Consider the following 24,317-nt stretch of genomic DNA (forward strand, 5'->3'; position numbering starts at 1 on the left):
GTGGCGAGCCCTCCATCGGTCTGATCAGTTATCAGTCGACGATCGATGTCTTGGATACCGACATCATCACCGCCGGTGGTGGGAACGGCGGAAACGGTGGTGCAGGGGGAGCCGGCGGCGCGGGTGGCGCGGGCGGTGGAGCCGATTGCACGAAAGGCAACGTCTACGGCGGGAGCAGCGAGCAGGACGACGGCTCGAACGACGCCCGCGGTGGACGAGGCGGTAACGGTGGACGCGGCGGCAACGGCGGCGGTGGGCCCGGCGGCTACTCGGTAGGCATCTGGACCGTGGGCACCGCCGTGGGCGCGCAGGGCATCACCTATGACATCGGGCCGGCTGGCCAGCCCGGCACGGGTGGCAGCGCACGACCCGGCGTGCGAGAGAACTCGCTTGGCACCGACGTGCGTGGCCTGAATCCGAGCCGCATACCCGACTGCAACGAGAACGGCACGCACGACCTCCTGGACATCGCCAACGGCGACAGCGCCGACGTCAACCTCAACGGCATCCCCGATGAGTGCGAGGTGCCCCCGTGCTACGCCGACCTGGACGGCGACGGCGAGCTGACGCTGTTCGACTTCCTGGCCTTCCAGAACGCTTTCGACACGGGCGATCCGGCGGCCGACTGCGACGCCGACGGCTCGCTCACGCTGTTCGACTTCTTGTGCTTCCAGAACGCGTTCGATACGGGCTGCTGAGACCACGCACGAACACGATCCGACTCCCCATTTTTTTCGACAACCGCTGCCGGTTCCGGCGGCGGTTGTCGCGTTCCGGCTGGAGCGGCGTGCGATCTCGCCAGCTCGCAAGGAACATCCACGAACCGGAGCCCAGACATGCAACGTAACTTCACACGCACCGCCACCGTCCTTCTGGCCGCCCTGGCCACCACCAATGCGCTCGCCCAACAGGGGCCGGTCTACGTCTCGGCATCGCTGGGCGATGACGCCAACCCCGGCACGCGGGACCTGCCCGTAGCCACGCTCGCCCGGGCATCTGCGTTGTACACCGCCGATCGCCCCATCTACGTGGATCAGGGCACCTACGACGCGGGCTCGGTCTTCAGCCAGCAGCAGATCCTCGGCGGCTTCGATGCGTCCGACGACTGGTCGCGCGATCCCGACGCCAATCGCACCGAGATCCGGCTGTCGAATCCGCTCGTGCAGGGCCGCTTCGGCATCCTGCTGGACGGCGTCGGCGTCACGGCGACCGGTGTCGTCGGCAACAGCGCGTATGGCCTCTCGTTCTTCGATTGCGCCGACGTGTTCATCAGCAACAGCGAGTTCATCGCGCGCCAGGCCGCGAACGGCCAGGCCGGCGGCACCGCGGGCAACGGCTCGCGCGGCGAGAACGGCCGGCTCGGTGGCGGCGGTGTCGAGGACGACGGCGACCTGTTCTGCTCGACGGGCATACGCCCCAGCGGTGGACGCGGCGGCGCGGGCCCAGGCTTCGCCGGTGGCAAGGGCGGCGATCCGGGGCGTGACGATCGGCGGGGCGTGGGCGGAAGCTGGGGGCAGGGCCCCAACCCCGGCGTGGGCGGCTCGGGCGTTCTGGCGGGCTTTGGCAACTGGTGCCCCTTCGACCTTCCTGGCCTGCCGTCCTTCCTCGGCGGCGACGGCGGCAACGGCGCCAATGGCCGCGCCGGGTTCCCGGGCGTCGAGGGCAGCCTCTCGGCGGGCCTCTACACCGGCGGCAACGGCACCGCCGGCGCCCGCGGCGAGCACGGCTCGGGCGGTGGTGGTGGCGGCGGCGGCGGTGGCGGTACCAGCAGCTGCAACAGCTGGGGCGGCGGTGGCGGAGGCGGCGGCGCCGGTGGCAGCGGCGGCTTTGGCGGATCGGGCGGCCGCGGCGGTGGCGCATCCATCGGCCTTGTCATCCACGACTCGACCGGCGTCATCGTGACGGGCTCGACCTTCACGACCGAGGGCGGGGGCAACGGCGGCAACCGTGGCATCGGCGGTCAGGGCGGCATGGGCGGCTCCGGCGGCGTGTGGGTGTGCACGGCCGGCAACCAGTACGGCGGCTCCAGCGAGCAAGACGACGGCTCCAACGGTGCCCGCGGTGGCAACGGCGGACGCGGCGGCAACGGCGGCAACGGCGGCGGGGTGCCGGCGGTCCGAGCATCGGCCTGTGGGTCGCCGGAGGCGGTGCGGTCGATCTCACCGACGTGACCTACGACGTCGGCCCCGCCGGACAAGGCGGCCCCGGCGCGGCGAACGGCAGCCAGGAAGATGCCCGAGGCCCGACCTTCCCTGGCGGCGTCATCCCCCTCGACTGCAACGAGAACGGCGTCCACGACATCGTCGACATCGCCAACGGCGACAGCCTCGACCTGAACCTCGACAACATCCCCGACGAGTGCCAGGCCCCGGTCTGCCCGGCCGATCTCGACGGCGACGGCACCCTGAGCATCTTCGACTTCCTGGCGTTCCAGAACGCCTTCGACGCGGGCGATCCCATCGCCGACTTCGACGGCGATGGCAGCCTGACCATCTTCGATTTCCTGGCGTTCCAGAACGCGTTCGACGCGGGCTGCTGAACCAAACTGTGGGAGCTATCGGGGCGCGATCGCCGTCGCCTCGATCTCCACAAGCATCCGCCCATCCACCAGCCCGGCCACCACGAGCAGCGTGGCGGCCGGGCGGATGTCCTTGAACACCTCGCCGTGGGCCTGCCCCACCGCTTCGGCGTGCGCGGCGTCGGCCACGTACATCCGCGTCGAGACCACGTGCTCCAGCCCGGCACCATGCTCGGCAAGCACCGCGCCGATGCGTTCGAGGATCGCCCGCGTCTGCCCACCCGCGTCGCCCTCGCACTCGATCGAGCCATCGGGGTTCATGGCCGTGGTGCCGGCGAAGAAGAAGTCGGTATGAGTTTCGTGGTCAATCTTGACGCAGCGGCTGTAGCCGTTGGTAGCTTCGTAGGGGCCGTTGGTGGAGATGTTGGTGCGGGTCATACATTCCCCTTACGCAACCACTGTCACAACCCACAACAGGAGCACCTCGATCGAACCCAGGATTAGGATCTCGAGGAAGGCATCCACGGGGTTCTTGAATCGGAATCGTTGGCGACGGCGTACACACAGCACGATGGCAATCAAGTGCATCCCAAGCAACACAGAACAGAACAGAACACCATCAATCCGTCCCAACCCGGATCCGTGAATCCCCGTTGGTAGTATCTCGCGAGTGGGTTCGCAAGCAAGAGAGCCCAGAACATTGCCATGAGGCTCAGTCCTGTCACCCAGTAGAACTGGCTGGTTGCGGCCCAATGCGCCGGTGGGGTGCCCGGTGAGGCATCACCCCCACACTCCGGACAGGTCGTTTGCTTGAGACCAGTGAGCTCATAGCCGCAGTGCGGGCAGGTTGGCGGCTTGCGTTTCATGCAGGTTACAGCTTCTTCAACGCATCGACAACCCGATCCACATGCTCCTTCGTGTGCACCGCCGACAACTGCAACCGCAGCCGCGCCTCGCCCTCGGGCACGACGGGGTAGCCAAAGCCAATCACGAACACGCCCAGTTCCAGCAGCCGCTTGCTCATCGCGATGGCCTTGCTCGTCTCGCCAACGATGATCGGGCAGATGGCCGTGGGCGAATCGATGACCTCGAAGCCGGCGTTCTTGATCTCGGTGCGCGCGTAGGTGGAAATGTCGCGCAGCGTTTGCACGCGCTCGGGCTCGCGCATCACGATCTCGATCGCTTTGTTGGCGCTGCACGCGACCGTGCAGGGCAGGGCGTTACTAAACAGCGTCGGCCGGCCGCGCTGGACGATGAGCTCCGTACCACGACGACTCCCGGCGATGAACCCGCCCGCGCCGCCGCCCAGGCCCTTGCCCAGCGTGCCGGTGAAGAAGTCAACCTCGCCCAGGCTCGCGTCGTGGCCATCGGCGCCGGGGCACATGTTGTAATGCTCATGAGTGCCCCGGCCGGAGGCCCCCATCACGCCGTGGGCGTGGCTGTCGTCGACCACAAGCATCGCGTCGAACTCGTCGCAGAGCTTCCGAAGCGCGGGCAGGTCGGCGATGTCGCCCTCCATGCTGAAGACGCCGTCGGTAACGACCCAGACCTGGCCGGTCACGTCTGGATTCGCACGCGCCGCTTCGAGCTTCTCGCGCAGGCTGCCCAGGTCGTTGTGCTTGTAGACGCCCTTGATCACACCCTTCTTAATGACGGCCGCCAGGCGGATGCCGTCGATGATGCAGGCGTGGTTCAGCTCGTCGGACAGCAGCATATCGCCCGGCTCGGCGAACGTGGGGTAGAGCGCCTCGTTCGCCGTCCAGCAGCTCACGAACGTGTAGCAGCTCTCGGTCCCCATGTACTTGGCGATGGTCTTCTCGATCACCTCGTGGCAATCGAACGTGCCGCAGATGAACCGTACGCTGGCCGTGCCCGCGCCGTACTTTCGCAGCCCCTCGATGCCTGCCTCGACCACCTCGGGGTGGTTGGCCAGGCCCAGGTAGTTGTTTGAGCACATGCAGATGACTTCGCGGTAGCTCCCGTTGGCGTCGCGGAGCCTCACCGTCGGCCCCATCGGGCCGGCCAGCATCTGGAGGTGCTTGTACTGCCCGCCCTCTTCGAGTTGGGCGAGGATGTCGTCGGTGCGGGCGTTAAAGGGGCGGGTGGCGGTCGTGGCGGTCATTTGCGGCTCTCCTGCTCAAGGTCTCGGGCAGGATAGGGGCCCAGTCGTCTAGAGCCCCGCCACCGAGACCCCGTGCTTGGCCGCGTACGCCTCGGCCATGGCCCGGATGGCGTTGTAGTTGCTGCTGGCCGAGAAAACCGCAGCATGGGTGGGCCGGTCGACACGCTTGAGCACGTCGCCCAGCAATTGGGCCGCCTCGCGGTGCTTGCCCGATTCTTCGAGCATCTTCACCGCCCCAGCCACGGCGTACCGCGACATGCGGGTGTCATTGAGCGAGGTATCGATCACGTCCTGCATTGCGAGGTAGGCCCCGTGCTTGTCGCCCCGCTCGATGGCATCGCCGGCCTGCAGCATGCGGATGCGGGCCCGCAGGTCCTTCTTCGTGCGCACGTGGTCGAGCACGCGCTCCCACGTCGAGATGCGGTCGTCGGAATCGTCCATCGACGCCACCATCGGCTCGAGTACGCTCACCATAAAGTGCTCAGCACCTGCGTCCTCGCACAACCGGATGATGATCTTCGACCAACGCACCCGGTCGGCCATCGCCATGCCCGGGTCGTCCACCGCCTCACGCACGATCGCCCAGCCTCGGCGATCGGCGGGGTTCTCGCGCAGCGCCATCTCGGCGAGTTCCAGCACGCCCGATCGGCCGTTTCGCTCGGGTGAGCCGCGCCGCTTCTCGCCGATGTCGAGAGGCTTGATGCCGGCCTTGAGTGCCTCGGCCGCGTCGAGCCATGCCGTTGCGGTGAAGCGTTGGGTCTGGCTTACCGTGGTCAATCGTGCGAGCAAGCCAAGCTCGTCGTCGCCGATCATCACGCGAGCCTGCGGGTCGAGCAGGGTGCCCCGCACGCCCTGGTACTCCTGGTACCGCCCGACGTTGAAATTCCAATCGGCCCGGCGGCCTTTGGCTTCCAGGTACCCAACCCAGGCGTGGCCGACCTCGCCGCCACGCCCGGTGACGTAGGCCGTCGGCACGCCGATGGCCTTGCCCACCGTCACCGCGAAGTGGCACTGGTCGGCGCACACGCCGCCGAGCCTGGCGATGTTGGGCAGCGTGAAACCCTGCTCGCTGACAGCCTTCGGCCTGCCGGTGTTGGCGTGCTCGTAGTCGTACTTGATGTCGAAGAATCGCTCCCCCACCGCCCGATCGCCGCGATGCTTGCCCAGGGCCCACTCCATCTCGTCGATGCTGGCAGCGGCATCGACCACGAACACCAGCAATTCCGGCGGCACCTCACGCACGCCGAACTGCATCTGCCGCTCGTTCGACGTGTAGTAGCCAAACAGGGCGACTGGCCCGGCGGACGTCGCAGTATTCTCGTTCACGCGCCGCGCGAATGGCCCGGATCCGTCATGTACCACGCACAACGCCGCTACGAGCGATGGGTACCGATCAACAACATCATCACCACACTTCTCACGCAACGCCGCGAGCGTGCGCAGCACACCCTGGGCGTTGTCGCGTGGTGATACCAGAAAGACGAGCGCGCGGCCGGTCCCCTTGTCGGCGGCCAGGTACTCGTACAACCCCGCCCGATCGCCCCGAGTTGCCGCACCCGCGAGCGCCATGGTGCGACGGGTGGCGGCTACGTCAACCAGCAGCCTCGCGTCTCGCTGGGTTCCGCCATAGGCCACCGACGCCAGCAACACGTCCAGTTCGCCCAGCAACTCGTCCCTGGATTTGTCCTGCACGATCTCCTGCGGCCCCCGCTCCTGGATGTCGGACAGCCGCTGCTGCACCTCGCCATGGAGCGTCGCCGCCGGCTGGGCAACCGCCCGGGCACCGAGCACGGCACCCACGCAGGCCAACAGGCCCCAAACCAGCATGCCGCGTCCTATATCGAACATAGCAGGAACCCCGGGGTGTTCGGACGGCCCGTCACGCCCCTCGGCGGCGCGACGTAACCGCCTTATAACAGTATTGGAGTTGCCCCCTAGAGAGGATGCACCATGCACGCCAAGTTTGCCACCGTTTTTGCTGCCTCCCTCGTCCTAGCCGCACCGGCCATCGGCCTGGCACAGGAAGAGACCCGCCCCGTCGTCGCCGACACGTATGTCGAGAGCACCATGCCCGGCACCAACTTCGGTTCGGCTGATGAACTAGCAGCAGGCAAGGGCAGTTTCTGGGGCCTGGGTTTCGGTCGCATTTACCTGATGTTCGACCTCAGCGACCTGACCAACCCCGACCAGATCGAGACCGCCACGCTGCGCATCTTCCAGCACCGCACCGAGCCGGCGGCCGGCGGGTTGGGCGACGACGTGTTCGCCCTGCTCAGCGACTGGGACGAGTCGACGGTCACCTGGGATACCAAGCCCGCCAATGGCGACCGCGCGGGCAACGACAGCCGACGCGTGGGGGCCAGCGGCTCGGTCGGCTGGCTCGACTACGACGTGTCCGCCCTGGTGCGCGACATCGTGGGCGGGGCGCCCAATAACGGCTTCGCGGTTGCCCAACTGCGGGAGAGCACCGCCGGCGCCTCACGGTATGGCTACTTCCGCAGCAGCGAATTCTCCGATGCCACGCTCCACCCCGAGCTCGTGCTCGTGCTGCGGGACACCTGCCGCGTGGATCTGGATGGCGATGGCGACCTCACCATCTTCGACTTCCTGGCCTTCCAGAACGCCTTCGACGCGGGCGACCTGGCCGCCGACTTCGACGGCGACGGCAGCCTGACGATCTTCGACTTCCTGGCATTCCAGAACGAGTTCGACGCGGGCTGCTAATTTGTATAATGTAGTAGAGTGACGATAGATAGAGATAGAGAGAGACGAGCATGAGAATTCACCGTGGAAGCTGGCCGTTCGCGATATCCGTTGTTCTCGGAGCCCTTGCGTTTGCGAGCCCTGCCGCCCTCGCCCAATTCGTGCGGGTAGACCAGGTCATGCCACCCGATCCTGGCATTTTCGATCAGTTCGGCTCTGATGCTGCAGTGTTCGGCGATCGCCTGCTCGTCACTGCTCCGGCCGACGACGACGCCGCCGCCGACGCCGGAGTGGCATTCCTTTTTGATATGAGAACCGGCTCGCTCGTCCGTACGCTCGACGGCTTCGATCTGGTCGGTACCGACTGGTACGGATATGCCACCAGCCTGGGGCCGACAGCGGCCGTCGTCTCGGCGTGGGGGCTCAATGTCGGCGCGGGTCCGACGGGCGCGATCCTGCTGTACGACCCCGCCACGGGCGAGTTCCTCGACACGTACGCGCCAAGCGGCCTTGGCATTGGCTCCCGTTTCGGATTCTCGCTCGACATCGAGGAAGATCTGGCTATCGCCGGTGCGCCCAACGCGATGGGCCTTCGATTGGCAGCGGGGGCGGCGTTCCTGCTCGACCTAAGCATCCCCGACGCGGTTGCCCAACTCGGCCGACTGGAAGCGAGCGATGGCAACCAGGGTGCGGGCTTTGGCTCCGCGGTTGCGATCCAGGGTTCGCATGCCATTGTCGGCGCGCCGAGGGACAGTGAGATCGGGCCGTCGTCCGGCGCGGCGTATCTGTTCGACATCTCAGATCCGCTGCGACCCGTGGAACTCGCCAAGCTGACGGCCAGCGACGGAGAGGACTTTGACATGTTCGGCAAGTCCGTTGCACTGCACGGTTCGGTCGCCGTGGTCGGAGCGCCCGACGCAGACGTGCCGGGCGTGAGTGGCGCTGGCGCAGCCTACGTGTACGACCTGACCGACCCGCGTAACCCACGAGAGGTCACCATGCTCGCCGAGGCGGATGCCGGGGTGCTCGGCAATTTCGGACTGTTCGTTGCCACCGACGGTGACACGGTGCTCGTTGGCGCACCGCAATTCGATGGTGACGTTGCAAATTCGGGGATCGTGTACGTGTACGATGCGGCGACGGGAGCGCCGATGGAACCCATCCGGGCCGGCTCACCAAGCTTCGGGGCACGGTTCGGAACGGGGTTAGATCTTTCTGGCCGACACCTGGCGGTCGGAGCTCCCCTGGACGACGCGTCTGGCGTACAAGCCGGAGCAGCATACCTCTTTGTAGCACTCTGCAAGGCCGACTTCGACGGCGACGGCGAACTCACCATCTTCGATTTCCTCGCATTCCAGAACGCCTTCGATGTGGGCGACCTGGCAGCAGATTTCGACGAGGACGGCTCGCTGACTATCTTCGACTTCCTCGCATTCCAGAACGAGTTCGACGCGGGCTGCTGACTCAGGGTGCCTCGATCCGCAGCATCCGCCGGATCTCGTCGGTCTTGAAGCCAAGCAACATCGGCCGCCGCACGTTGGGCAGCGCGATCACGTCGTAGAGCTCGCGCACGATGCCCTCCAGGCGCAGCCAGTGGTCGGTGGTGCCGGTCTCCAGGTTGACCATGTGCAGGGCGCACCGAGCCTCGGCGTCCTTGGCCTTGAGATTGTCCTGCAAGGGCAGGCCCTCGAACGTGCGGTTCTCTCGCGCGGCCGAGAGGCCGACGACGGCGTGGTTGCCGATGAACGTCATGCCACGTGCAAAGCCCGGGCAGAACGCGACCTCCTCGAAGGTGCCGCTCGCCAGATCAACGAAGCCCAGGAAGCCCGTGCCCGCGTTCACCAGCCAGACCTTGCCCGGGTGATCTGGATGCACCCGCGGCGAGTGCGGCATGCTCAGCCCCTCGGCCACGACCTCGCTCGTGCGCACGTCGATCAGCACCCCACCACCATCACGCCGATCGCGCCAGCCGTCGGCCACGTCGCTCTTGCTGACTGCCGTGATATACAGAGGCTCGCCGGTGACCGGATCTGAGGCCAACCCGTTCAGGTGGCAGCGATCCTCGCCCACAGGCGCGTCGAGCGGCGCGCTGATGAACGGCGGTGTCCACACGGGCTTGAAGCTGTGGGTCTCGCTGACCGTCCCCAGGCAATTGAACGCCGTCACGCAGAACACCGGCGGCTTGCCCTGGGGCACGACGATGTCATGGACGTCCACATCGCCGGTCGTGTACCCCATTGTGGGCACGTACAGCGCGTCGTAGCCATCGGGCGTGGCCTGGCCCTTGGGCACGTAGTTCTCCAGCCGCCAGAGCTGGTAGAGCGAGGCCATCCACAGCGTCTGCCCATCCGCCGAGGCGTGCAGGCCCATGCATCGGTTGAAGGTGCGCTCGTACACGCTCAGGCGGCCGTTGGGCTGCACACCCACCAGGAAGAGCTTGCCCGCCTGGTACGTGCTCAGGCCCAGGCTGACCCCCTGGCCGGCCATCCACTCGATCAGGTGCCTCGAGGCGGTGATGGCGAGTTCGGGCTTCTCGGGCGATTGGCTGCTGGTGTCCATAGCCCCAGGATATCGCCCTGACAACGAGAATCCCGATCCCAACCAGAGAAGCCATCAAGGCGACGTCAGGATCGACCGATGGCATGTACGGACCTACATGTCTCGGCCCATGGGTAGATACCATGCCACCAGCACCGATTCCAACGAATGAAAATGATCGTTTGGCAGCGTTGATTTCGTGCAACGTGCTTGACACACCGCCAGAAGCGTGCTTTGACGACCTCACTCGCTTGGCCGCCATGCTGTGCGATACGCCGATCGCCCTCGTCTCGCTACTGGATGACACCCGCCAGTGGTTCAAGAGTCGTGTAGGCCTCGATGCACCCCAGACCCCCAGAGGGTCTGCATTTTGCGGTTATGCGATTCTTCGCGATCGACCGCTGATCATTCCAGATGCCTTGCTCGATGAACGAACCAGAGACAATCCTCTCGTTTTGGGTCCTCCAAACATCCGCTTCTATGCCGGCGTTCCTCTGATTCTTGATGGCGGCCTGCCCGCAGGCACACTTTGTGTCATCGATCAAAAGCCCCGCAAGGCCACCAGCAAAATGATCGGCTACCTCGAAGCTCTGGCACTCCAAGCTGCCAGCCAACTGACACTTCGTCGAACCGCATCAAACCTCGAGGTCGCACGCCGTAGTGCCAACGATGCCAACCAAGCAAAAAGTGCCTTCTTGGCTCACATGAGTCACGAAGTCCGAACACCACTGACATCGATCGTGGGTTACGCCGATCTGCTGCGCAGGCGGGGGGAGGGGGTTATCGACACGGCGCCTGCGATTGACGCCATCGCACGCAATGCACAACACCTGCTCGAAGTAGTCAACGACGTGCTCGACATCTCCAAGATCGAAGCTGGCATGATGACCATAGATTGCTGCGCCGTCGATCCTACCGATGTGCTTGCCGACGTTATTTCTCTGGCCGAGCCCAGAGCAAAGGAGAAGTCCCTCCCCTTGAAGGTCTCATTCATCTCGCCGACACCAACGTCTATCGAGATCGATCCAGTTCGGATCCGCCAGGTGTTGCTCAACCTGATCTACAACGCCATCAAGTTCACCGACAGTGGCCAGATTGGCGTCGATGTCTCAGCATGTCCTAAAGACCGGTCCCTTACGGTTGTCGTGCGCGACACAGGCCCGGGTATGACTCCAGAGCAGATCGTGAAGATTTCCAAGTTCGAGGCCTTCTGTCAGGCCGACAACAGCACAACACGCCGCTTCGGTGGCACCGGCCTGGGTCTGAGCATCGCCCACACACTCGTGAACATGCTCGATGGCGAACTCTCCGTCGAATCGGCAATCGGAAAAGGATCGTCCTTCACTATCACTCTCCATACTTCACACACTTCGAAGGTTGCTACCTGGCGATCAGCCGCCAAGGCGCGCTCGGTACTCATGTCTTCCGTGCAGCACCGCCATGCCACGACAACCAACTCGGACGATGCTCTGGTCACCGAACTCTCAGAGTGCCGTATACTACTAGCAGAGGATAGCCCTGACAGCCAACGCCTCATCGCACTGCACCTTCACCGCGCTGGCGCCGAAGTCGACCTCGCAAGCGACGGTAACGAGGTATTCTCGCTGGCTCTGGATTCTACTAATGCAGATGTGTCGCCGTATAGTGTTGTGCTTATGGACGTAGACATGCCTGGCATTGACGGCTATGAAGCCACTAAACGCCTGCGCGATCACGGCTATGACCGCCCGATCATCATCCTGTCTGCCCACGCCCTGAGCGACAGCCGGAGCCGGGGCTATCAGGCTGGTGCCGACGACTATCTCACCAAGCCCATCGATCCCACGCGCCTTATCGACGCATGCAGCCGCTGGGCCACGGTTGAGCGATAACCAATCTCTCACAGATAGTCTATATTTAGGGATGGCCCGGAGCCATTGGTCACTTGCCCCACCCTTGCTGGCATGAGGGCTCGACCCAAGCCATCCCCGATATGGTCACTGATGGCTTCAGGTATCTTCAGATTGCAACCAAGCGACGTACGGGGCTCCGTGCGCACGCTGGCTGTGGTGCTGGGCGATCAACTCGACAGCCACAGCCCCGCCCTGCGGCGCCTGGACAAAGACGCCGACGCGGTGCTCATGATGGAAGTCGACGAAGAGGCCGCGCTCGGGCCGAGCCACCGGCAGCGGACTGCCCTGTTCTTCTCGGCCATGCGACACTTCGCTCTCGATCTCGACCAGAAGGGCTACCGCGTCCGCTACACGCCAGTTGATCAACGCGGCAACACCCAAACGCTCACCGGCGAGGTCGAGCGTGCGGCCAAGTTCCTCAACCCCGAAAGAATCGTCGTGGTCCATCCGGGCGACTGGAGGATTCTCAAGGAAGCGGAGAACTGGGAAGACGCCACGGGCATCAAGACCGAGATCCTCGACGACGAGCACTTCACCTGCTCGCTCGAAGAGTTCAACGAGTGGGCAGACGGTCGGAAAGAACTCACGATGGAGTACTTCTATCGCGAGCGCCGCAAGGCCCTTGGCATCCTCGTCGACGGCGATGGCAAGCCCGAAGGCGGCCAGTGGAATTACGACCACGACAACCGCGAGACGTTCGGTAAGCACGGTCCCAATGCCCCACCGCCGCTGCGATTCAATCCGGATGGCATTACTAATGAGGTCATCGAACTCGTCAAGAACCGTTACCCCGATGCCCCGGGAAGCCTCGATGAATTCGGCTGGCCGGTGACCGCGAAGCAGGCAAAGAAGGCCCTGAAGGCATTCATCGAGAGCGGCCTGCGAGACTTCGGCCCCTACGAAGACGCGATGTGGACCGGCCAGCCCTGGCTCTTCCACAGCCAACTCAGCGTACCGCTCAATCTCAAGCTCCTCGATCCCCAGGACTGCATCGACGCCGCCCTGGACGCGTACAAGAACAACAAGGCTCCGATCAACTCGGTCGAGGGCTTCATCCGCCAGATCATCGGCTGGCGCGAATATGTCCGCGGTGTCTACTGGAGAGAAGGCCCAAGCTATCGCGACCGCAACTACCTCGACCAGCACGGCGACCTGCCCGAGTTCTACTGGTCGGGCGATACCGACATGCGCTGCCTCAAGGAGTGCATCCAGCCCGTGCTTGACCACGCGTGGATGCACCACATCCCCCGCCTCATGGTCACGGGCAACTTCGCGCTCATCGCAGGAATCCACCCACGACAGATCGGCGATTGGTACTTCGGCATGTACGCCGATAGCGTCGACTGGGTCACCACGCCCAACACCATCGGCATGTCGATGTACGCCGATGGCACCGACGACTTCGGTCCGGTGGTGGCCACCAAGCCCTACGCCGCGAGCGCCAACTACATCGGGAAGATGAGCAACTTCTGCAAGCACTGCCCATACGATGCCAAGGCCCGTACGGGCGAGACCAGCAAGGGCAAGGCCTGCCCGTTCAACACGTTCTATTGGGACTTCTTGATCCGCAACGAGGATCGCTTCAAGGGCAACAACCGCATGTCGCTGATCATGAAGAATGTCAAGAAGATGCCCCGAGATGAGAAGATCTCCATCCGCGTGAGCGCCACGTCTCTGCGGAAGAGGCTCGGCATCGGCGAAATCAAGAGATAAGGACCAAGCCATGCGCGCCCTGATGTGGTTCCGAGCCGACCTCCGCACCCGCGACAACACCGCGCTCTGTGCCGCCTGCGCGGCGGCCTCCAAGGGCGTGCTGGCCGTCTTCACCGTCTGCCCCAAGCAATGGCGCGAGCACGACTGGGGCGACCCACGCGTCGGCTTCCTCCGCCGGAATCTCATCGAACTCCGGGCGGGCCTCGAAGACCGAAACATCGCCCTGAAGATCATCGAGCGTGATGCGTTCAAGGGCATCGAGAACGACCTGATCGATCTGGCAAGCGAGCACCACTGCAACGCCCTGTTCTTCAACGAGGAATACGAGGTCAACGAGCGCGCCCGCGATGCCAGGGTCGCCGCCGCGTTTACTAAGGCCGGCCACTCGGTCCGCACCTTCCACGATCAGACCGTGGTAGCCCCCGGCGAGCTGCGCACCCAGGAAGACAAGCCCTACACCGTCTACTCGCCGTTCAAGCGGAAGTGGTACGCCTACTACAACGACGGCAACGCCCCTAAGGCCCAGGGGCTCGCCAAGAAGCAGCCCGAGATGGTCTCCACGCCCGATGCCATCCCCGACGCGCTCGGTGACTTCGACTCTGACGCCGGCCGCCCCGACCTCTGGAAGGCCGGCGAAGACCATGCCCGCGCGCGGCTCCGGAGCTTCATCGAAGGCCGCCTGGATGCCTACAAAGAGGACCGCGACTACCCATCAATCAACGGCACGAGCACGCTCAGCCCGTACCTGGCCGTGGGTGCCATCTCGCCGCGCCAGTGCATCGAGGCCGCGCTCGAATCCAACAAAGGCCAGCTCGATAAGGGCGGCAAGGGCCCCGTCCACTGGATGAGCGAGGTCGTCTGGCGCGAGTTCTACCGCCAGATCCTCGTTGCCTTCCCACGCGTCAGCCGGCACCGGGCGTTCAACGCGAAGTACGACATCGAGTGGCGCACCGATGACCAGGCCAAGGGCCAGTTCGCCGCCTGGTGCCAGGGCAAGACCGGCTACCCGATCATCGACGCCGGGATGCGGCAGCTCAACCAGACGGGCTGGATGCATAATCGCGTGCGCATGGCCGTGGCGATGTTCCTCACCAAGGACCTGCTCATCGACTGGCGCTGGGGCGAGCGGTACTTCATGCAGAACCTCGTCGACGCAGACCTGGCCAACAACAACGGCGGCTGGCAGTGGTCGGCCGCCACCGGCACCGACGCGGCCCCCTACTTCCGCATCTTCAACCCCACGAGCCAGAGCAAGAAGTTCGATTCGGACGGCTCATACATTCGCAAATTCGTCGATGAGTTGTCCGGCGTGGACGACGACAGCATCCACGCCCCGTGGGAGCACGAGTCCCTCTTCGACGACGTGGACTATCCCAAACCGATCGTCGATCACGCCGATGCGCGCGACCGTGCGCTCAAGGCGTTCAAGGTCAGCAGTTGAGAGTCAATCCCAGAATGGATCGACGATGAACGCCGAGCCCTCACGCCGCACGTTCTTGTAGCTCCGGAGCAAGGCGTTCGCGCCAGTGCCGGGCCTCTGATCGGGCTGCGCCGGACTCCCGCGCCGGTCGTCTTCGTTCACGAACAGGTTGTCCGCCTGCGTGGGCTTGTCGTACTCACGGAAGACATACGTCAGCGTCGCCGGGTCCGGCTGGGTCTCGTACACCACGCGAAGGTCGTTGTACGCGATGTTGCCCGACCACTCGGTCGACCGCCCGTGGATCTTCAGCGTCTTGCTCTTGCGACCGAACAATCCGGGCGCCAGATACCACTCGCCTGGGTCGCCGCCGTAGACCGGGCCGCGATTGCCGATCAGGGCCTGGCCTGGCTCGTTGGTGGCGGCCCAGATCTTCTCACGATCCCCGAACGGCGCGCTATGCGCGTATGACGTGAATCCGATACCGCCCTCGAGCCGCCGCACCGGCCCACCCGCGCTGCCCGTACGCTCGATCGGAACCCCGGCAAAACCGGGGTCGAACACCGCCGAAGAAGGGTCGAGCGCGGCCGATGGGAACGCGTCCTCGTACCCGCGGTCGACTTCGATGAGATTGCTCACCTCGGCCGGGCTCACCAGCAGGTCGGTCGGCACGATGCCGTTGAAGATCATCAGCGACAGGATGTTGCCCGTGTTGTCCTTGATCTCCGGCTCGCTGGCCATCACCGTCGCGTCGCTGCGGTCGACCTCGCTGGGCCTCGGGTAGACCTCGTTGTTGGACTGGGCCCAGATGGCCATGCCCTGAGCCACGCCGCGGATCTGCGTCGCGTCCTTCACCTGCCGGGCCACCAGCCGGGCCTGCCCGAGGGCTGGCAGCAGGATGCCGATCAGCAACGCGATGACCGCGATGACCACGAGCAACTCGATCAGAGTGAATGCACGCCGTCGCATAACTTCGCCTCCCACAAGGAGTAGTCCCCCGTCATTCTACGGCCCAGCTTCACATCAGGTTCCGCCCAATCGGGCTCCCGCAAAAAACGCCACGGGCCCTCGCAAGCCCGTGGCGTCAATAATCAAGGGCTCAGGCCGAAAATCCGGCCCAAGTGTCCGCCAAAGCAGACTCAGTCGATCCAGCCTTCGACCGTGTAGGTGATGCCCGAGCGCTGCACGGTACCGATCGGACGCAGGTACGCGTTGGTCATGTCCAGCGCCTGGCTGGTGCCCGTGCTGGTCGAGGTCATGCGGACCTTCGCCGGGATGGCGCCGGTGCCACCCGAGATGGACTCGCTGACAGGAGTGCCGTTCGCGTCGTTCTCGGAAACGAACAGGTTGTCCGGGCGGCTGAAGGCGTCACCTGTACCGGGGAACGTAAACGTCAGGGTCTCGGGATCCGGACGGGTGTGGAACTCGACGTGCTGGTCGTTGTAGCCGATGTTGCCGGCCCAGTTGGTCTTCGAGCCGTGGATGAGCAGCGTCTTGGACTGATCACCATAGGGCTCGTCCTCGAGCAGACGCCAGGTCAGGGTTTCTTCGGAACCGCTACCGACCTCGTACGCCGGACCGCGGTTGCCCAGGATGGCATCGGTCGAGCTGAACGTGTTGCTCCAGGTGCGGTTGCGAGCGCCGAAGTAGGCGATCTGCGCGTAGGAGTTGTTGCTGATGTTGGTGTACTCGGTCGGGTAACGCACGCCACTGTTGGCGTCGAAGGGTGTGCCCTTGAAGGTCGGGTCCCAGAGCGCCGAAGCGGGCTCAGCGGCCTCTTCGGGGTTGGCGCTCTGGTAGTTGTCCTTACGCTCGGCTGCACCGGCTTCGGCCGGGCTGATGGAAAGCTCAACGGGGAAGAAGCCGTTGAAGATCAGCAGCGACATCGCGTTTCCGGTCGTGTCCTTGCTGAAGTCCGGGCCCGTACCGGTGCTCGACGCGACGGTGTCGCCATTCCGGTCGACGCGGCTGGGGATCGGGTAATCTTCCTGGTTGTTCTGGGCCCAGATGGCCATCGCCTGAACGATGCCGCGGACCTGGGTCGAATCCTTCAGTTGGCGGGCGGTGGCGCGAGCCTTGCCCAGGGCTGGCAGCAGGATGCCGATCAGCAGGGCGATGATCGCAATCACCACCAGCAACTCGATCAGCGTAAACGCCTTGCGGTTCTTGATCGTCTTCATGGAACGGTTCTCCAAACGTCCGATCGCAACGCGGCACGAACGTGCCCGGGGCGATCGGTCATCATCAGCGATCCGCAAAACCGTGCGGACCAAGCGGAGCCGAAAGCAAACCATGCACCCGCCGACCTGTTCTCGGCTATTCCAGAAGCATCGCCATAGACGATGCCCGGGCGGGGCTGACCACCAGCGGCCTGATGTGGGCACCAGTGGTGCCGGCCGGGGCGGTCGTCGAGTTGTCGGAAGAGCGTCTCAAGTGGGTGCTGATGACGTTGGGCGAGCGAAGTCGTCCCATCAGAACGGTGTTGCGAATACCCGCTTGCGATCCCTTCCCGCTGCGCACAGCGCGTACAGATTACTGGAATCGATTCGTGATTTCAAGGCCATCGGTTGCGTTCTGCGTCCGAAACCATGAAATCGATACAGTTCATACCCATCCAAAATACTATCAAATCGAACGAGAGATTATAAATGCCAAACACAATACAAACTCTTGCCGATCTTGACATCGAACTCCCCAAACCCCCGCCTGCCGTCGCGTCATACATCCCGGTCCGTCTCGATGGCGCGACGGCCTACGTCAGCGGCCAGCTCCCCTTCATCGACGGCAAGCTGCCCCAGACCGGGCTCGTGGGCGTGGACATCAACCTCGAACAGGCCCAGAGCATGGCTCGGACGTGCGCGATCAACGCCCTGGCCGCCCTGCACGAGTACGCGGGCGGCCTGGACAACATCGCCGACATCATCAAGGTGGGCGTGTTCGTGGCTTGCGGGCCGGGCTTTACCGACCATCCCAAGGTTGCCAACGGAGCGAGCGAGCTGTTCCAGCAGGTGTTCGGCGACGCCGGCCGCCACGCGCGCGCCGCGGTGGGCTGCTCATCGCTCCCACTGGCGTCGCCGGTCGAAGTCGACGTAATCGCAAGATTGCGAAACGAGATTTAGCCGAACGCCTTCTTGTAATCCGCCAGGAAGCGCTCCAAGCCCGAGTCGGTCAGCGGGTGGTTCATCACCTTGCCGATGACGTCGAACGGCACGGTCGCCACATCCGCCCCCACCATCGCGCACTGCAGCAGGTGGTTGGGATGGCGGATCGACGCGGCCAGGATCTTCGTGGGCAGCCCGTAATTGTCGTAGATCTGTCGGATCTTCACGATCAGTTCCATGCCATCCTCACCGATGTCGTCGATGCGCCCGATGAACGGGCTGACCAGGAACGCCCCGGCCTTCGCGACCATCAGCGCCTGGAGCGACTGGAAGCACAGGGTCATGTTCGTGCGGATGCCCTCGTGGCTCAGCGCCTTGCACGCGCGCAAGCCATCGACCGTGCTGGGCAGCTTCACCACGATGTTCTCGGCGATCGTCGCGCGATCCTTGCCCTCGGCCAGCATCTCGTCGAACTCCGTCGCGATCACCTCGGCCGACACCGGCCCGCTCACGACCCCACAGATCTCCGCCAGCCGCTTGCCATAGTCGACGCCCTCCTTGGCGATGAGCGTCGGATTGGTAGTCACGCCATCCAGCACGCCCATGTCGTGGGCCTGGTGGATCTGGTCGAGGTTGGCCGTGTCGATGTACAGTTCCACGCGGGCGGTTCCTTACGTTGGTCGAATGAGCGAAAAAACGAGCCCCGGGCGCGGGCCCGGGGTCTCAACCGATTCAGGGCGTCACGGTAGCCTCTTCATCGCACTCCAGCAGCACCTTGAGCTCCCGCCGCATGATCTTGCCCGTTGGGTTCCTCGGCAGCGCCTCCATCACCCGCACCTCGCGCGGCACCTTGTACCCAGCCAGCCGCTGGCGGCACCAGCCCTTCAGGGCCGCCGGATCGGGCGAGGCCCCCTCCTCGGGCTCGACGAAGGCCACGATCTCCTCGCCCCTCATCGGGCACATGCGGCTGGTGACCCCCGAGGCGGCCACCTCGGGATGGAAGTTGAGCACTTCTTCGATCTCCCGCGGGAACACGTTCTCGCCGCCGACGATCATCATCTCCTTGAGCCGCCCGGTGATGAGCAGCCGCCCGACCTCGTCGACGTGGCCGATGTCGCCCGTGCGGAAGAAGCCCTCGGCGTCGAACACCCGAGCCGTCTCCTGGTCTTGGTTGAAGTAGCCCTTCATCACGTTGGGCCCGCGCACGCGGATCTCGCCGTCCTGGCCATCGGCCAATTCGTGCCCGTCGGCCGTGCAGGTGATGCGCTGCTCGACGCCCGGCAGCGGCAACCCCACGCAATGCACGCGGAACTCCGAGGGCCGGCACCAGTGCGACACCGGGCTGGTCTCGGTGAGCCCGTAGCCCTCATGGATCGCGATGCCGAACCGCTCCTGGAACCGCCGGAAGATGTCCTCGGGCAGCGGCTCGCCGCCCGACACCGCGTAGCGGATCTTCGCAAAATCTTCGGCCTTGGCCGACTTGACCGACAGCAGCGCCCCGTACATCGACGGGATGGCCACGAACACCGTGGGGTGGTGCTGGCGGAACAACCGCACGACCATCTGCGGCACGAACCGGGCTGTGTACACCACCTTCTGCCCAAGCAACAGGGGCATCAGCGTCATCACCGTGAGCCCGAAGCTATGAAACTGCGGCAGCACGCTCAGGAACGTGTGGTCGTCGCGCGTGAACTCCACGAACCGGTCGATCTGCGACACGTTACTCAGCAGGTTGCTGTGGGTCAGCATGACACCCTTGGGCCGGCCGCTGGTGCCAGACGTGTAGAGCAGCACCGCCAGATCGTCGGGTGCCGACCGCGCGGGCCAGCGCAGCTCGGGCACGCCCTTAAAGTTCACGTCTTCGAGCTTAATGAGGTTCTTGCACTTGGGCTCGCAGCCCAGGTGTTCGAGCAGGGCACCGGCGGTCACGATGGTGTCGGTGCCGCAGTGCTCGACGACGTACTGGAGCTCCTCGGGCTTGAGCAGGTAGTTCAGCGGCACGACGGTCTTGCCAAGCATCCAGCCCGCAAGAGCCGCGATTGGGAAGCCCCCGCCGGTGGGCAGCAGCACGCCCACCGTGTCGGTCGTGCACCGGCGTTCGATCTCCGACGCCACGAACAGGCTGGCGGCCAGGATCTGCATGCCCGTGTAGCTCTTGCGATCGTCGATGACCAGCGTCTTGCGCCCATGACGGATCAGGCTCCGAAGCAGTGCCCATTGGATGCTCAAGGCTCAGTCCCCCATTTGCGTCCAGTTTCGCCGGTATCCATCCCGGCGAGCGCGAGACGCGAAGGATCTCCGCAACATGGTAGACCAACCACTAACTATGTCGTCTCCCGCTCGCCCGGGTATCTGGCCGCTCCTGATCCTCGCGGCCACCATGCTGGCCGGGTGCACGGGCGGGGGTGGCCAGCCCACGTACCGCGAACACTACGAGGCCGGCCGCTACTCGCTCGCCCTGGTGAGCGCCCGAGCCGCCGCCGGCCGCCCCGGGGGCGCGAGCGACGCCTCGCTCGTGGCCGGGCTCGCCGCCGAGGCCATGCGCGACGACCCGACCGCCCGCCAGTGGCTCGAACCGATCGCCCGCGGCTCGGGCGACACCGCCGCCCGGGCCCGCGCCGGGCTTGCGCTCATCGAGCTGCGCACCGGCGACCCGCTCACCGCCGCTCGCGCGCTCGAGGCCGCCAGCGTCCAGCTCACGGGCCAGGACAGCCGCGAAGCCGCGCGTGTGGCCGCCGACGCCTACGACCGAGCCGGCCGATCCACCGATGCCGAGCGCCTGCGCCGGCGGGCCATGGGCATGTTCGACGCCACCAGCCCCGACGACCCCGGCTTCGTCGCCGGCGGCTACACGCTCCAACTCGGCGCCTACAGCACGCGCAGCCGCGCCTCGCAGCGCGTCACCGAGGTCAGTTCGGCCACACGCAGCGCGGGCCTCGGCGAACCCAGCGTCGAGATCGCGACCCGCAACGGCCGCGTGCTCTACCTCATCCACGCCGGCCGCTTCCGCACCCAGGCCGATGCCGAACGCGCCCGCCGCACGCTGGGCGTCTCGTCGATCGTGGCCGAATCGATCTGAAATCCACGCACGAAAAAGCGGGGCCCGCGTTGTGCGCGGGCCCCGCTCGATTAAACCTCGAATTGTCGTGACTACGGGCAGCTGACCGTGAAGATCTGGAACGCGTCCAGGCCGGCCTCGGTCACCGAGTCGTTGGGATTGTCGGTGGCCAGGAAGCGGAACCGCATCTCGCTGGTCACCGGCACGAAGTCGCCGATGGTCCAGGTCATCTTGTTCCAGCCCTGGGCGTCCCCGGTGCTCTCGATGAGCGTCCACGACACGCCGCCGTTGTTCGACACCTCGACGTCGAGGGAATCGACGTCCAGATCGTCGTTGGTAAACCAGCGGGCGTAGCTGAGCCGCGCGTCGGGCGCCGCGCTCAGGTCGTACACGGGCGAGGTCAGGATGGTCGGCCCGCCGTCCACGTCGCTGTTGCCCGCCACGTTGTCGGTCACCCAGCACTGACCCGAGCCGTCAAAGTCGGCGAACGGATCGCCACGGCCGCCAGCGGCGGGCACGCCCCGGTCCCACTGGCCATCGGTCAGCTCGATGTTCTCGACCGTCCAGCCCACGGCCGTTTCGAAGTCGAGATCGACGATGAAAGTCTGGTTGGCAACCTCGTAGCTAAACACGTCGGTCGGCGCAGTCGGCGGGAAGATCACCTCGCCGCTCACCGTGCCCTCGGCCGCCAGGAAGAACTCGGGGTTGTCGCCGCACGCCGCCGCGGGGATTGTGCCCTCGTACAGGTCGCCGCCAAGGCTGGTCAGGGCCACGTCGATGAACGAACCGCCATCAAAGCGGTACCGCAGCACCTCGGAGCCGCCGACGATGGCCTCGCCGTCCTTGGCCTGGATCTCGACCTGGAAGGTCACCTCTTGGCCCGGCGCGACGATGTCGGGCAACAGGGTCTCGAGATCGAAGTCGATGCCCAGCGGGGCGCGGTTGTTGTTCACGTAGATGTCATCGATGCCAAGACGCCCGACGGCCGAACCGAAGCTGGGGCCGAAGTCGAAGCGGACGGCCTCGATGTCGCCCAGGTCGAGCCCGCTGCCGTTGGTCAGGAAGTCGTTCAGGCGGATGCGGATGGTCTCGTACTCGTTCTGCCAGCCCGCGCCCGAGCCCGCACCGGTGCGCTGGTAGGGCTCCTCGACCCCGCCGCCGTACACGCCGGTGTTGATCGAGCTGCTGGTACCCGAGCCGTCCCGCAGCGAGACGGTGAAGTTCAGGTCGCCCAGCTCGGCGATCGTCTGTGGGTGCCGCGTGCCCTGGGCCGCGCGGAAGCTCAGGAAGAAGTCGTCGGTCCAATCGCGCTCGCCGGGGATCACCGCGAACTCGATGAAGCTGTCGCTGGTCCAGTCGAACACCATGCCCCGCGAGTCGTCGCCGCCGCTGGAACGGGTCATGCCGTTGCTCGGCTGGCTGCCCGTCCAGCTATACGACCCGTCGGAATCGGCTTGCAGGATCTCCGCCGCGTTGCTCACGGTGAACATGACAGAGCCACCCGAGCTGCTCTGGTCAACGGCCGGGTTGGTCTGGAAGTCGTCGATGTAGAAGTCGTCGCCATCGGTGGTCTCGCGGTACTCACGCACCACGATCGTGCTCTGGCTCACGCTCAGGCTCTCCAGGCTCTCGGCCTGGCGCCACAGGTACTCGGTGGCCATCTGCCCGCCCAGGCTCTCCTCGGCGTGCAGCTTGGCCAGCACCAAGTACACGGCCTCCTGCACACGCTGGGCCTCGGGGCGGCCGATCTCAGTGCCCGCCGGCCCGCTGAAGTCGTTAAAGCCGCAGCAGTTGAAGTCGTTGTGGTCGGCACCCTGCAGGTACGTCGAGTAGCGGTTGCCCTCGGCGCGATCATGGATGGCAAAGGAGCTTACGCCCGCCGAAGGCGCGCCCGAGATGTCACCATCGGCCGAACCCCACAACAGGTGGAAGTTCACCAGTCCGGGCTCGGTGCTCCCCGAACCCAGCGAGTTGTTCGGTGCGATACTCGACACCAGCGTGATGTCGTCCGAGTCGTAGTTCTCGGTGGTCACCAGGCCGTCACGCACGCGGGTGAAGGCACGCGCCACGCCCTCGCCACCGCGGCTGTGGCCGATCCACATGATGCGGCTGGTGTCGACCTGCCCCTGCAGCACGCCGCCACCGATGGTGTCGAGCGAGCCCAGGAACGCGTCGGTGTGCAGGTAGGTGCTGGTCGAGGCGGTCTCGATGCCCGGCTGCGTGTCGTTCTGGTTGCACATCACGATGAAGCCGTGCGATGCCAGGTGTTGCTGAAGGAAGTCGTACCAGCGGTAGTCGTGGCCGTTCCCGTGGCTGACGATGATCAGCGGCAGCGGCGGCAGGTCGGCGATGTTGTCGGGATACACCGTGATCTGGCGGTTCCGCGTCGAGATGATACCCGGCCACGAAACCGCGTAATCGAGCGCCGGAGCGGTCGAGTACGGGCCGAGCTGGGTCAGGTCCTTGAAGATCGCAAAGCCGCCCAGGTCGCCCCGGCCGTCGATGAAGTCACCGGCACCCAGCATGCCGTCGCCATCGACGTCGACCACCAGGTCATAGACCCCGGCAATGTCCTGCCCGTCGGGCCCGGCCAGCGTCGTCGAGCCATCGATCGCGAACGTGTTGTCCTGGATCGTGCCCGCAACAAAATCGACCGACTGCGCGCCACCGCCGCGCACGTCTGTCAGGCTCGGGTCGGCGTCCCACTGGGCGGCGGTCTTGTTGGCCACCACGTACACGTCGGCGGTCACGCCCTCGATGCTAGGGAACTGGCTCGGGTCGATCGCCACGTTCACCGTCGAGCCCGTGTTGTACGCGTCAACGAAGCTCGAGAAGGGGTACCCGCCCACGGTGGTCGCGGCCAATTCGGTCTCGGTCACGCCGCCCACCGGGCAGCCGGCATCGAACTGGTTCTGGAACTCCAGGAAGTCGAAGATCGTCAGGGCACCATCACCGTCGAAGTCAGCCGCGAGATCGCCCGCGTCGAACAGGTTCTGGAAGCCCAGGAAGTCGAAGATCGTCAGGGCGCCATCGCCATCGATGTCCGCCGGGCACTCGGGTGTCGCCAGGGCCGCGCCACCGGCCAGGCCAAGGGCCAGGCCGGCCGTCAGGAACATCTTCCACGGGCGCGCGTTCCGCGCGGTCGTCGGGGTCGCCATCAGCTCATCTCCTCTGCTCTCGTCAGAATTCGGGAAGGTCATAGTGGCGGCGCAGGAATCCCCACGCCGCTTCACCCAGCATACAGCCCAAAGAGCC

20 protein-coding genes and 2 pseudogenes are annotated in these 24,317 nt (G+C 65.2%); 11 read left to right on the forward strand and 11 right to left on the reverse strand.

Features of this window, described 5'->3' with window-relative positions:
* Positions 1 to 73 precede the first annotated feature (73 nt).
* Positions 74 to 280: pseudogene (locus NCW75_09720) on the reverse strand (hypothetical protein).
* A 7-nt stretch (positions 281 to 287) separates the two neighbouring features.
* Here NCW75_09720 and NCW75_09725 point away from each other — a divergent pair.
* The 3 genes from NCW75_09725 to NCW75_09735 all read left to right on the forward strand — a co-directional run bounded on the left by NCW75_09725 (position 288) and on the right by NCW75_09735 (position 2,539).
* Positions 288 to 698, forward strand: coding sequence for a hypothetical protein (locus tag NCW75_09725; protein UYV11578.1), 411 nt, complete (start codon positions 288 to 290; stop codon positions 696 to 698).
* Positions 699 to 836: 138 nt separating this feature from the next.
* Positions 837 to 2,171 (forward strand): hypothetical protein, encoded by a 1,335-nt coding sequence (locus NCW75_09730; GenBank protein UYV14230.1) that lies wholly within the window; start codon positions 837 to 839, stop codon positions 2,169 to 2,171.
* Entirely contained in the window at positions 2,168 to 2,539 is a 372-nt protein-coding gene (locus tag NCW75_09735) for a hypothetical protein (GenBank protein UYV11579.1), read from the forward strand. The genes NCW75_09730 and NCW75_09735 overlap by 4 nt, the downstream gene beginning before the upstream one ends.
* A gap of 15 nt (positions 2,540 to 2,554) precedes the next feature.
* Here NCW75_09735 and NCW75_09740 read toward each other — a convergent pair whose 3' ends face one another.
* The 3 genes from NCW75_09740 to NCW75_09750 form a co-directional block, all read right to left on the reverse strand.
* Positions 2,555 to 2,956, reverse strand: coding sequence for a RidA family protein (locus NCW75_09740; GenBank protein UYV11580.1), 402 nt, complete (start codon positions 2,954 to 2,956; stop codon positions 2,555 to 2,557).
* A 433-nt stretch (positions 2,957 to 3,389) separates the two neighbouring features.
* The gene (locus NCW75_09745; GenBank protein UYV11581.1) at positions 3,390 to 4,640 is read right to left on the reverse strand and encodes an aminotransferase class I/II-fold pyridoxal phosphate-dependent enzyme; all 1,251 of its coding nucleotides are present in this window, start codon (positions 4,638 to 4,640) and stop codon (positions 3,390 to 3,392) included.
* Positions 4,641 to 4,688: 48 nt separating this feature from the next.
* Positions 4,689 to 6,467 carry a hypothetical protein gene (locus tag NCW75_09750; protein UYV11582.1) on the reverse strand — a complete coding sequence of 593 codons (1,779 nt, stop codon included), beginning with the start codon at positions 6,465 to 6,467 and terminating at the stop codon, positions 4,689 to 4,691.
* 123 nt (positions 6,468 to 6,590) lie between these two features.
* On the opposite strand from NCW75_09750, the gene NCW75_09755 reads away from it, so the two are divergent.
* Both NCW75_09755 and NCW75_09760 read left to right on the forward strand, forming a co-directional pair.
* Positions 6,591 to 7,364, forward strand: a complete 774-nt coding sequence (locus NCW75_09755; GenBank protein ID UYV11583.1) for a DNRLRE domain-containing protein — start codon at positions 6,591 to 6,593, stop codon at positions 7,362 to 7,364.
* A gap of 158 nt (positions 7,365 to 7,522) precedes the next feature.
* The gene (locus NCW75_09760) at positions 7,523 to 8,806 is read left to right on the forward strand and encodes an FG-GAP repeat protein (GenBank protein ID UYV11584.1); all 1,284 of its coding nucleotides are present in this window, start codon (positions 7,523 to 7,525) and stop codon (positions 8,804 to 8,806) included.
* Position 8,807: 1 nt separating this feature from the next.
* Here NCW75_09760 and NCW75_09765 read toward each other — a convergent pair whose 3' ends face one another.
* The gene (locus NCW75_09765) at positions 8,808 to 9,902 is read right to left on the reverse strand and encodes a TIGR03032 family protein (GenBank protein ID UYV11585.1); all 1,095 of its coding nucleotides are present in this window, start codon (positions 9,900 to 9,902) and stop codon (positions 8,808 to 8,810) included.
* Positions 9,903 to 10,165: 263 nt separating this feature from the next.
* On the opposite strand from NCW75_09765, the pseudogene NCW75_09770 reads away from it, so the two are divergent.
* The 4 genes and pseudogenes from NCW75_09770 (at position 10,166) to phrB (ending at position 14,927) form a co-directional block, all read left to right on the forward strand.
* Positions 10,166 to 10,435, forward strand: a pseudogene (locus tag NCW75_09770) (GAF domain-containing protein).
* Between the two features lie 150 nt (positions 10,436 to 10,585).
* Positions 10,586 to 11,752, forward strand: coding sequence for a response regulator (locus NCW75_09775; protein UYV14189.1), 1,167 nt, complete (start codon positions 10,586 to 10,588; stop codon positions 11,750 to 11,752).
* Between the two features lie 111 nt (positions 11,753 to 11,863).
* Positions 11,864 to 13,486, forward strand: a complete 1,623-nt coding sequence (locus NCW75_09780) for a cryptochrome/photolyase family protein (GenBank protein UYV11586.1) — start codon at positions 11,864 to 11,866, stop codon at positions 13,484 to 13,486.
* A 10-nt stretch (positions 13,487 to 13,496) separates the two neighbouring features.
* Entirely contained in the window at positions 13,497 to 14,927 is a 1,431-nt protein-coding gene (gene phrB / locus NCW75_09785; GenBank protein UYV11587.1) for a deoxyribodipyrimidine photo-lyase, read from the forward strand.
* A 3-nt stretch (positions 14,928 to 14,930) separates the two neighbouring features.
* Here phrB and NCW75_09790 read toward each other — a convergent pair whose 3' ends face one another.
* The 3 genes from NCW75_09790 to NCW75_09800 all read right to left on the reverse strand — a co-directional run bounded on the left by NCW75_09790 (position 14,931) and on the right by NCW75_09800 (position 17,375).
* Entirely contained in the window at positions 14,931 to 15,872 is a 942-nt protein-coding gene (locus tag NCW75_09790) for a type II secretion system GspH family protein (GenBank protein ID UYV11588.1), read from the reverse strand.
* Positions 15,873 to 16,042: 170 nt separating this feature from the next.
* A complete protein-coding gene (locus tag NCW75_09795; GenBank protein UYV11589.1) occupies positions 16,043 to 17,083 on the reverse strand; it encodes a prepilin-type N-terminal cleavage/methylation domain-containing protein in 1,041 nt (346 codons plus the stop codon).
* Positions 17,084 to 17,219: 136 nt separating this feature from the next.
* Complete coding sequence (locus NCW75_09800; GenBank protein ID UYV11590.1) at positions 17,220 to 17,375, reverse strand: hypothetical protein; 156 nt, start codon at positions 17,373 to 17,375, stop codon at positions 17,220 to 17,222.
* Between the two features lie 176 nt (positions 17,376 to 17,551).
* On the opposite strand from NCW75_09800, the gene NCW75_09805 reads away from it, so the two are divergent.
* Positions 17,552 to 18,022 (forward strand): RidA family protein, encoded by a 471-nt coding sequence (locus tag NCW75_09805; GenBank protein UYV11591.1) that lies wholly within the window; start codon positions 17,552 to 17,554, stop codon positions 18,020 to 18,022.
* Here NCW75_09805 and fsa read toward each other — a convergent pair.
* Positions 18,019 to 18,663 carry a fructose-6-phosphate aldolase gene (fsa, locus tag NCW75_09810; GenBank protein ID UYV11592.1) on the reverse strand — a complete coding sequence of 215 codons (645 nt, stop codon included), beginning with the start codon at positions 18,661 to 18,663 and terminating at the stop codon, positions 18,019 to 18,021. The genes NCW75_09805 and fsa overlap by 4 nt on opposite strands.
* 73 nt (positions 18,664 to 18,736) lie before the next feature.
* Entirely contained in the window at positions 18,737 to 20,233 is a 1,497-nt protein-coding gene (locus NCW75_09815) for an AMP-binding protein (protein ID UYV11593.1), read from the reverse strand.
* Positions 20,234 to 20,330: 97 nt separating this feature from the next.
* Here NCW75_09815 and NCW75_09820 point away from each other — a divergent pair, with 97 nt between their 5' ends.
* On the forward strand, positions 20,331 to 21,083 hold the full coding sequence (locus tag NCW75_09820) for an SPOR domain-containing protein (protein UYV11594.1): 753 nt from the start codon (positions 20,331 to 20,333) through the stop codon (positions 21,081 to 21,083).
* 71 nt (positions 21,084 to 21,154) lie between these two features.
* Here NCW75_09820 and NCW75_09825 read toward each other — a convergent pair whose 3' ends face one another.
* Entirely contained in the window at positions 21,155 to 24,220 is a 3,066-nt protein-coding gene (locus NCW75_09825) for a hypothetical protein (protein ID UYV11595.1), read from the reverse strand.
* Positions 24,221 to 24,317: the final 97 nt, after the last annotated feature.

It is taken from the genome of Phycisphaera sp. (assembly GCA_025916675.1).
Taxonomy (GTDB): Bacteria; Planctomycetota; Phycisphaerae; order Phycisphaerales; family UBA1924; genus JAHCJI01.

Coding starts and splice junctions, on each gene's coding strand:
- NCW75_09730 (UYV14230.1), top strand. CDS start 837: ATGCAACGTAACTTCACACGCACCGCCACCGTCCTTCTGGCCGCCCTG.
- NCW75_09740 (UYV11580.1), bottom strand. CDS start 2,956: ATGACCCGCACCAACATCTCCACCAACGGCCCCTACGAAGCTACCAAC.
- NCW75_09745 (UYV11581.1), bottom strand. CDS start 4,640: ATGACCGCCACGACCGCCACCCGCCCCTTTAACGCCCGCACCGACGAC.
- NCW75_09750 (UYV11582.1), bottom strand. CDS start 6,467: ATGCTGGTTTGGGGCCTGTTGGCCTGCGTGGGTGCCGTGCTCGGTGCC.
- NCW75_09755 (UYV11583.1), top strand. CDS start 6,591: ATGCACGCCAAGTTTGCCACCGTTTTTGCTGCCTCCCTCGTCCTAGCC.
- NCW75_09760 (UYV11584.1), top strand. CDS start 7,523: ATGCCACCCGATCCTGGCATTTTCGATCAGTTCGGCTCTGATGCTGCA.
- NCW75_09765 (UYV11585.1), bottom strand. CDS start 9,902: ATGGACACCAGCAGCCAATCGCCCGAGAAGCCCGAACTCGCCATCACC.
- NCW75_09775 (UYV14189.1), top strand. CDS start 10,586: ATGAGTCACGAAGTCCGAACACCACTGACATCGATCGTGGGTTACGCC.
- NCW75_09780 (UYV11586.1), top strand. CDS start 11,864: ATGGCTTCAGGTATCTTCAGATTGCAACCAAGCGACGTACGGGGCTCC.
- phrB (UYV11587.1), top strand. CDS start 13,497: ATGCGCGCCCTGATGTGGTTCCGAGCCGACCTCCGCACCCGCGACAAC.
- NCW75_09790 (UYV11588.1), bottom strand. CDS start 15,872: ATGCGACGGCGTGCATTCACTCTGATCGAGTTGCTCGTGGTCATCGCG.
- NCW75_09795 (UYV11589.1), bottom strand. CDS start 17,083: ATGAAGACGATCAAGAACCGCAAGGCGTTTACGCTGATCGAGTTGCTG.
- NCW75_09800 (UYV11590.1), bottom strand. CDS start 17,375: ATGGGACGACTTCGCTCGCCCAACGTCATCAGCACCCACTTGAGACGC.
- NCW75_09805 (UYV11591.1), top strand. CDS start 17,552: ATGCCAAACACAATACAAACTCTTGCCGATCTTGACATCGAACTCCCC.
- NCW75_09820 (UYV11594.1), top strand. CDS start 20,331: ATGTCGTCTCCCGCTCGCCCGGGTATCTGGCCGCTCCTGATCCTCGCG.
- NCW75_09825 (UYV11595.1), bottom strand. CDS start 24,220: ATGGCGACCCCGACGACCGCGCGGAACGCGCGCCCGTGGAAGATGTTC.